At 54.6% G+C, this 8,547-nt stretch carries 7 protein-coding genes and 1 pseudogene; all 8 read right to left on the reverse strand.

Going from position 1 to position 8,547, the window contains the following annotated elements; genetic code table 11:
- Positions 1 to 161: 161 nt before the first annotated feature.
- The 8 genes and pseudogenes from C230_RS22220 to C230_RS19075 all read right to left on the reverse strand — a co-directional run bounded on the left by C230_RS22220 (position 162) and on the right by C230_RS19075 (position 7,924).
- Complete coding sequence (locus C230_RS22220; protein WP_156807304.1) at positions 162 to 563, reverse strand: hypothetical protein; 402 nt, start codon at positions 561 to 563, stop codon at positions 162 to 164.
- A gap of 275 nt (positions 564 to 838) precedes the next feature.
- Positions 839 to 1,957 (reverse strand): M20/M25/M40 family metallo-hydrolase, encoded by a 1,119-nt coding sequence (locus C230_RS0101475; RefSeq protein WP_018130306.1) that lies wholly within the window; start codon positions 1,955 to 1,957, stop codon positions 839 to 841.
- The gene (locus tag C230_RS0101480; protein ID WP_018130307.1) at positions 1,951 to 2,250 is read right to left on the reverse strand and encodes a hypothetical protein; all 300 of its coding nucleotides are present in this window, start codon (positions 2,248 to 2,250) and stop codon (positions 1,951 to 1,953) included. Before C230_RS0101480 ends, C230_RS0101475 begins: the two co-directional genes overlap by 7 nt.
- A 15-nt stretch (positions 2,251 to 2,265) precedes the next feature.
- Positions 2,266 to 3,786 carry an acyl-CoA carboxylase subunit beta gene (locus C230_RS0101485; protein ID WP_040392588.1) on the reverse strand — a complete coding sequence of 507 codons (1,521 nt, stop codon included), beginning with the start codon at positions 3,784 to 3,786 and terminating at the stop codon, positions 2,266 to 2,268.
- A gap of 113 nt (positions 3,787 to 3,899) precedes the next feature.
- On the reverse strand, positions 3,900 to 4,310 hold the full coding sequence (mce, locus tag C230_RS0101490; protein WP_018130309.1) for a methylmalonyl-CoA epimerase: 411 nt from the start codon (positions 4,308 to 4,310) through the stop codon (positions 3,900 to 3,902).
- Positions 4,307 to 4,714, reverse strand: coding sequence for a cobalamin B12-binding domain-containing protein (locus C230_RS0101495; protein WP_018130310.1), 408 nt, complete (start codon positions 4,712 to 4,714; stop codon positions 4,307 to 4,309). Before C230_RS0101495 ends, mce begins: the two co-directional genes overlap by 4 nt.
- 106 nt (positions 4,715 to 4,820) lie before the next feature.
- A complete protein-coding gene (locus C230_RS0101500) occupies positions 4,821 to 6,476 on the reverse strand; it encodes an acyl-CoA mutase large subunit family protein (RefSeq protein WP_018130311.1) in 1,656 nt (551 codons plus the stop codon).
- A gap of 400 nt (positions 6,477 to 6,876) precedes the next feature.
- A pseudogene (locus tag C230_RS19075) lies at positions 6,877 to 7,924 on the reverse strand (IS3 family transposase).
- Between the last annotated feature and the right edge of the window lie 623 nt (positions 7,925 to 8,547).

Consider the following 8,547-nt stretch of genomic DNA (forward strand, 5'->3'; position numbering starts at 1 on the left):
ATAGTCACAGGCCTTTTCCATATTTTTTAAAAACCCGATATTGTCGGGTTATTTGGCATGCCCATTTTTTGAAAATGGCTTTCCAAGGTTAACAAAATAGACAATTTTTGACCCATTCACCCCTTGTCCAGACTCGGATTCATCTCTCTAATTCCGAGCTACTATATTGTCGTTACGATACGGATCATGATACGACAATCATCCGAAGAATCCTCCGACATTGAACATGACAAAAAACCGCTCACTCGCCGCCAAATAGCGTGAGCGGTAACAAGATAAAACAAAAATAATCCAAATAACCCCATCAATAAGTAAAGACTGGACATAGCCCCGGGTGAAAGGCTCGCTCCCACTGTAATTCCCAAAGCTCCCAAAATCCTGGCGCCTTGAAATACCATTCCATTAAGAGCCATGTAGGAACTTCGTAAGTTTTCTTTTGCGATTTCAGCCAAAGTCGATTGTTTAACCGGTACGTAAATCAGTTCTCCTAATGTCAAAATAAATACGGCGAGGATGAGAACTGAAGCAGCATTAACAAAACCAAGCAGGGTATGCCCTAACACTGGTCGACACTTAAATTGGGCAGTTGCAATTCTTTCATCTGCAATTCACTCATAATTAATACCTCCATTTCTGAAAGATTATAGTGAAAACCGAACAACTTTTGTGCCGAATTTTGTCTGTAACTAGAAGTTTTTTCGAAATGCACAGAAGTGAGTCGATCCTGGGTGAGCAACAAAGATGGGAGCCGAATTGAACGCAGAAGGATCAAAAAACGGGATCCAGGCATAACAAGCACCCAAATCCCGACTCATGCACAAATCTATCTCAATGTCCCCTACACTTGCTGCGTGATGGCGACCATAAAGCGGGCCGCCTGTTCCAGATCGTCCAGCCGGATGAACTCGTCCACCGTATGGATTTTTTCGTATCCGATGGCGATATTGATTGTCGGTACACCAAGACCGTTCAGGTTGTTTGCATCGCTGCCGCCGCCGGACGACATGGTGGAAGGTTCCACCCCGATCGCTTGAGCCGCCCGCTTGGCGATCTGCACGACTTGATCGTCGTCGCCGAAGCGGAACGCGGGATACATCCGGGTGATCTTTACTTCCGCCCGTCCCCCGTTCTCTGCCGCAACCTGCTCAAACGTCGTTTTCATATGTTCCAGCTGCGCGTCCAGCTTGCTCGGGACGAGGCTGCGGGCTTCCGCCACGATTTCCACCCGTTCCGGCACGATGTTGGTGGCAACCCCGCCATTGATCATCCCGATATTGGCGGTTGTCTCTGCGTCGATGCGGCCGAGCTTCATCCGCGAGATCGCCATGCTGGCCAGCTTGATGGCCGAAATCCCCGCTTCCGGATTGACCCCCGCATGCGCCGTTTTGCCATGGATGACCACTTCCAGTTTGGCTTGCGAAGGACCCTGGGTGACAATTTTGCCGATCGGTCCGTTGCTGTCAAACGCGAATCCGTAATCCACGTCTTTCAGCAACTCCCCGTTCAAATGGCGCGACCCCAACAACCCGATCTCTTCTCCGATCGTGAACAACAGTACCAGATTGCCGTGCGGCAGCTGCTGTTCCTTCAGAACGCGCACCATTTCCAGGATCGCCGCCACGCCCGCCTTGTCGTCCGCCCCCAAAACGGTGGAGCCATCCGATGTGATCCGGTCTTCATGAACTTGCGGCTTGATTCCCTTGCCCGGTTGCACGGTGTCCATATGGCAGGTAAACAGAATGGTGGGCTTGTCGGCATCGCCTTTTACTCGAAAAATCAGGTTGCCCGCATTGCCGCCCACTTTTTCCCCTGTGTCGTCTTCGTAAACTTCGCATCCGTACGGTTTCAGCTTGGCAATCAATGCATCCGCCATCTGCCGCTCTTCCCGCGAATGGCTGTCGATTTGCACCAGTTCCATAAATTCTTGAATCAATCGATCGCGATTGACGGTTACCATGTCGTTCGCCCCCTGTTCTGTTTGACGGCATCCCGATAGGAACTTCCCCGGTCGCCTTCCCGATCGTACAGGTAGGCCAAACGCGCCTGTTGGCTGTCGAGCTGGGAAGTTACACGGGTCGCAATCTGCAACCTGCGCCCCGACTCGCGCCAAGCAGAACGCTCCCTGCCCGACTGTACAAACGTGGTCTCATAACGTTTCAACGGGCGCCAAAACCAATCTTCGGGAATCGCCTCGTCCACCGCCGTTTGCTGCTTGTCCTGTTGCTTCACATCCTGTTCGCGAACTGCCATCGTTGCCCCTCCCCATCAAAGCGGGATATTGCCGTGCTTTTTCGGCGGTCTCGTCTCCCGCTTGTTGCGCAGGATATGTAACGCCTCTTTCAGCTTGCGCCTCGTTTCACGCGGATCGATCACGTCGTCGACCATACCGGCTGCGGCCGCCACGTATGGGTTAGCAAATTTTTCCTTGTATTCGGCGATCTTTGCCGCCCTAGTCGCGGCCGGATCGGGACTTTCCGCGATCTCTTTGGCAAAAATGATGTTGGCCGCGCCCTCCGGCCCCATCACCGCCACTTCGCCGGTCGGCCAGGAATAGACGAGATCGGCGCCGATCGCCTTCGAGTTCATCGCCACGTACGCGCCTCCGTACGCCTTGCGCAGAATCACCGTAATCTTCGGCACAGTCGCTTCCGAGTAGGCATACAGAATTTTCGCCCCATGCCGGATAATCCCGCCGTGTTCCTGTTTGACGCCGGGGATAAAGCCGGTCACATCCTCAAACGTGATCAGCGGGATGTTAAATGAATCACAGAAGCGGATGAACCGGGCGATTTTGTCGGACGAATCGATATCGAGGCCGCCCGCCATAAATTTCGGCTGATTGGCCACAATCCCGACCGCCTGTCCGTCGATGCGGGCGAACCCGATCACCGCATTTTTCGCAAAAGCGGCCTGTACCTCCATGAAATCGCCGTGATCCACAACCAGCCGGATCACATCCCGTACATCATACACCTTCGTACTGTCCACCGGAACCACATCCATCAGTTCCTCGATCCACCCGTCATCGTCGGGCGCTGCCACCTGCGGCGGATCCTCCATGTTGTTTTCCGGCAGGAACGACAGCAGACGCCGCACCTCGTTCAGCACTTCCTCTTCCGACCGACCGGTAAAATGGGCCACGCCTGACACGCTGGAATGCACTCGCGCCCCGCCCAGGTTCTCCGACGTAATTTTTTCGCCCGTTACCGTCTCGATCACCTTCGGACCGGTGATAAACATTTGCGACGTGTTCTCCACCATAAAGATAAAATCGGTGATCGCCGGCGAATACACGGCGCCGCCCGCGCACGGCCCCATGATTACGGAGATTTGCGGCACCACGCCGGAATAGATCGCGTTCCGGTAAAAAATATGCCCGTACCCGTCGAGCGAAATCACGCCTTCCTGAATCCGGGCGCCGCCCGAATCGTTCAGGCCGATGATCGGGGCGCCGTTTTTCGCCGCCAGATCCATGATCGTCGTGATCTTCTTCGCGTGCATCTCGCCCAGCGCGCCGCCAAAAACGGTAAAGTCCTGGGCGAACACATAGACCACCCGGCCGTTGATTTTGCCCCAGCCGGTGACCACCCCTTCACCCGGCGCCTCGACTTCGTTCATGCCAAACAGGGATGAGCGGTGCTCGACGAACGGATTCAGCTCGCGAAACGTTCCCTCATCCAGCAGGATCTCCAGGCGTTCGCGGGCCGTCAGCTTGCCCTTGTCGTGCTGCTGGGCGATCCGTTTGTCGCCGCCGCCCAGTTCCACCCTGCGGCGGCGTTCTTCCATCTCCCTGATTTTGCTCTCCACTCGCACACAACCTCCCAACTCCTCCGCCGACGTGGCCGATCGATCGGCAGCGCCCGACACGCCGGTGGAACCATCTCATTTTTTCAAACCGGTCATTCAATCCGTTGGCAATACTCGATCAACACGCCAAACGTATCTTTCGGGTGCAGAAACGCGATCAGCTTGCCGTGGCCGCCCGGCCGCGGCTGTTCGTCGATCAGCCGGATGCCGGCCGCCTTCGCTTCCGCCAGCTTCGCTTCGATGTCGGGTACCGCATACGCCACGTGGTGGATACCCGGCCCTTTTTTCTGCAAAAAGACAGCGATCGGACTGTCCGGAGCGGTCGGCTCCAACAGCTCGACCGTGCTTTCTCCGACTTGCAGGAACACCGCCCGCACCTTTTGGTCTTCGATCACTTCTTCATGAATCACCTGCAGACCGATCGGTCCTTGGTACAAAGGCAACGCCTGTTCAATGCTCTCGACTGCGATGCCCAGATGGTCGATTTTCAGCGGAGCGGTCATGACACACTCCCCCGCTTCACATGCGCCCTGATAAAATCGACCGTCTCCGAAATCGGCGTTCCCGGCGTGAAAATCGCGGCCACCCCGGCCTCCTGCAGCTTCGGAATATCTTCCGCCGGGATCACACCGCCGCCGATCACCAAAATGTCATCCGCCCCCTGCTCTTTCAACAGACGCACGACCTCCGGGAACAATTCCATGTGGGCGCCCGACAGAGAAGAAAGGCCGATGCAATCGACGTCTTCCTGGATCGCCGCCGCCACGATTTGTTCCGGGGTCTGCCGCAAGCCGGTGTAGATCACTTCCATCCCGGCGTCGCGCAGCCCCTGCGCAATCACCAGGGCGCCGCGGTCATGGCAGTCCAGACCGGGCTTTGCCACCAATACGCGAATTTTATGTTCCATCTCATTCTCCCCTTTTTCCGCAAACCGGTATCCGTATCGAAAACCAAGCCCTACGCGAGGCTGATTGAACGAGCGTTCAGTCGGTTAGGCAGCCCAAAACAGCCGATCAGAACAACGCAGGCCGATATTCGCCAAAGACAGATCGCAACACATTGCAAATCTCCCCGGTCGTCGCGTACACCCGGACCGCATCCAAAATATAAGGCATCAGATTGTCCTGTCCTTCCGCCGCTTGCTTCAGCGACTGCAACCGTTTCTGCACCTCTTCGTTGTTTCGTTCGGAACGCAGTTTTGCCAGCCGCTCCGCCTGAATCCGCCCCAGTTCCGGATTTACCCGCAGCAGTTCCGGCTGCGGCTCGTGATCCAGTTTAAACTTGTTGACACCGACCACAATCTGCTCGCCGGATTCGATCGCCTTCTGCGTCTGGTACGCCGCCTGCTGGATTTCCCGTTGCATGTAGCCCTGCTCGATCGCTGTCACGGCCCCGCCCAGATCGTCAATTTTCTCGATGTACTCCCAAACGCGCGCTTCGATCTCATCCGTCAACGCTTCGATGTAATAAGATCCGCCAAGCGGATCCACCGTATCCGCCACACCGCTTTCGTACGCGATAATCTGTTGCGTGCGCAGCGCGATTCTCGCCGATTCCTCGGTCGGCAGCGCCAACGCCTCATCGCGCGAATTGGTGTGCAAACTTTGCGTTCCGCCGAGGACGGCAGCCAGCGCCTGGATCGTCACCCGCACGATATTGTTGTCGGGCTGCTGCGCCGTCAGCGTCGATCCGCCCGTTTGCGTGTGGAAGCGGAGCTGCCAGGATTTCGGATTTTCCGCCTTGAACCGGTAGCGCATGATCTTCGCCCAGATCCGCCTTGCCGCACGGAATTTGGCGATCTCTTCGAAGAAATTGTTGTGGGCGTTGAAGAAAAACGACAGCCGCGGCGCGAACTTGTCAACCGGCAGTCCGGCGTCGATGGCCGCCTGCACATAGGCGATCGCGTTGGACAGCGTGAACGCCACTTCCTGCACGGCGGTGGAACCCGCCTCCCGGATGTGGTAGCCGGAAATCGAAATCGTGTTCCAGTTGGGCACTTTTTCCGCGCAGTATTCAAATATATTGGTGATCAGCCGCATCGAAGGCTTCGGCGGAAAAATGTACGTCCCCCGCGCCACATATTCTTTCAGAATGTCGTTCTGGATGGTGCCGCTCAACCGGTCGGGCGACACGCCCTGCTTTTCGCCGACGGCGATATACATCGCGAGCAGGACGGAAGCGGGCGCGTTGATCGTCATGGAAGTGCTGACCTTGTCCAGCGGAATCCCTTTGAACAGCGTCTCCATATCGGCCAGCGAGGAAATCGAAACGCCGACTTTTCCCACCTCGCCGCGGGCCATCGGATCGTCCGCGTCATAGCCGATCTGCGTCGGCAGATCGAACGCGGTCGACAGTCCGGTCTGCCCCTGTTCCAGCAAATAGCGGAACCGTTCGTTCGTTTCTTCCGCCGAACCGAAACCTGCGTACTGGCGCATCGTCCAGTAACGGCCCCGGTACATCGTCGGCTGGATGCCGCGGGTATACGGATATTCGCCGGGGAACCCCAGTTTCTCCAGGTATTCCTGTTCGTCCCCGTTTTTCGGCGTATAGAGACGGTTCACTTCAATGTCGCTGGAAGTGACGAACCGTTCCTGCCGTTCCGGCACTTTTGAAATCGCTTTCTCAACCTTTTCGGTCCACGCCTCCAGTTTTTCCTGCAACTCTGACACGGAGCCCCCTCCTGCCGTTTCTGTCTATTTTTTCGAACCTATTATATCATACCGGCGGAAAACCTTACATGATCAGCCCGACAAAAAAAGAGGGCGGAAGCCCTCACCGCACTCGTTTTTCCGCTTGCCGGCGCTTCCAAAAGACCGGTTTCGGCCGGACCGGATACAGCAGATAGATGCTGATCCCGACGAACACCAGGATCAACAGCGGAACCAAACCAAACTATCAGCACCAACAGACCAAAGGTGGCAAACAGTTGCCACGGCGATACCCTGCCGTACGACCATACCATCGCAAACAGCGGCAAGGTGGCAATCACCAGCAGCAAAACGAACAAAATGGATGTCAACAGCTTGCTTGGATCTCTGTCAATAGATTGGACAGCCAGAATCGAGAAAATTATGCGGCTTGATCGTACATTTGTTCGTATTCAACGGGTGTAAGATACCCGATTGCAGAATGAACGCGTTTGCGATTGTAGAAGAACTCGATGTATTCAAAAATCCGACTTTGGGCTTCCTTGCGGGTTCTGAACTTCTCCAGATAGACGAGTTCCTTTTTGAGCACGCTGTGGAACGATTCGATGCAGGCGTTGTCATAGCAGTTTCCTTTGCGGCTCATGCTGCATTTCATCCCGTATTTCAAGAGCCGTTTTTGGTACTCATGAGAAGCGTATTGGCTTCCCCGATCAGAATGATGTAGGACTTCGCCTTTCGGTCGTTGACGGTTGTAAGCCCGATCCAAAGCTTGCAGGACCAATTCCTTGGTCATTCGCTCGTCGGCGTGCCAGCCTACGATTTTACGCGTATACAAGTCCATCACACTCGCGACATAAAGCCATCCCTCGTCTGTCGGAACGTATGTGATATCCGCCATCCAGATTTGATTGGCTTGTGCCGTGAATTGTTGGTTCAGCACATTGTCATGCACCGGCAGATTGTGTTTCGAGTTCGTCGTCGCCTTGTATTTCTTGACCGTGCGCGACTTGAGCCCCAACTCCTTGATGATGCGGGCGACCGTTTTCTCGGATACCCGAACACCTTGCTGGCGCAAGACTTGAGCGATCTTCGGGCTGCCGTACAAGCGACGCGAGTCCACAAAGATATGGCTAATCTGTTGTTCCAGTTCTCTGCGCGGTGTTTGTGAATAAACGCAAAGATCAGTTCCGGTCTTTTGCGAAGATGTGCATCGCCTTTTTTAAAATCTCGTTCTCCATCTCGAGTTGGCGGATTCGTTTCTGCATTTCCAGAAAGGTTTTTTCTTCGATTTTCAGGTTACCGCTGCCGCGAAACGCATTGGTCGGATCTTGTTTGAATTCACTGATCCAGCGGTACAGGGTATTGTCGGACACGCCCAATTCCCGAGCGACCTGCGCCACAGGTTTCCCCTGTTCCTGGATCATTTTCACCGTTTGGATTTTAAATTCTTTGTCGTATTTCTGACTCATCTTTGGACACCTCGACTTTGCTAGGTTTATTGTCGCATTCTCGATTCTTGGTGTCCACTTTTGATGAGAAAATAGCACATCCAGCGATTTTCATTGGTCATATTGTGCCCGCCAGGGGCATGGGGGTTTAAGTCTAGCATCCCTGTATTCGTCCGGCAAAAACACCAGCATCCAATGCAATGTTTTCACGCTTTCCTTGTTCATCACCGCTTCTTTCGTCTTCCACTCGCCGTCAGACAAGTCCAGATTCAGTTCCTGGTAGGTGCTCGCCGCACCCTACTATGATAAAGACTAACGATCAATGTACACAAACTGCAAGCGGACGTTGCCGTGCTTAAACCCCCATGCCCCTGGCGGGGCACAACATGATTATGAAAATGTCCTCCAAAGCGATTTACTTTTTGGCGTCCATAAGCGAATATGAAACCAAGCAGGACAGGAAGGTTGTGTTTTTTATGGGGGATCGACCCCGAGGCTTAAACTAGCCACAGCCGCCTTGAGCACAAATGATTGTTGCCACGAGCACATCCATCAAATTTCCCTGGGTCAGGCGGCTGTGCCCTGCTTGGAAAGGATGAGATACTTGGACGCTATTCGAGAGTGTTGTGCTGGCTTGGACGTTC

Source organism: Effusibacillus pohliae DSM 22757 (assembly GCF_000376225.1).
In the GTDB taxonomy this organism is placed as follows: Bacteria; Bacillota; Bacilli; order Tumebacillales; family Effusibacillaceae; genus Effusibacillus; species Effusibacillus pohliae.

Bases quoted from the DNA above. Each gene is read 5' to 3' on its own strand.
- C230_RS0101475 (WP_018130306.1), bottom strand. From the start codon at position 1,957: ATGGTAACCGTCAATCGCGATCGATTGATTCAAGAATTTATGGAACTG.
- C230_RS0101480 (WP_018130307.1), bottom strand. From the start codon at position 2,250: ATGGCAGTTCGCGAACAGGATGTGAAGCAACAGGACAAGCAGCAAACG.
- C230_RS0101485 (WP_040392588.1), bottom strand. From the start codon at position 3,786: ATGGAAGAACGCCGCCGCAGGGTGGAACTGGGCGGCGGCGACAAACGG.
- mce (WP_018130309.1), bottom strand. From the start codon at position 4,310: ATGACCGCTCCGCTGAAAATCGACCATCTGGGCATCGCAGTCGAGAGC.
- C230_RS0101495 (WP_018130310.1), bottom strand. From the start codon at position 4,714: ATGGAACATAAAATTCGCGTATTGGTGGCAAAGCCCGGTCTGGACTGC.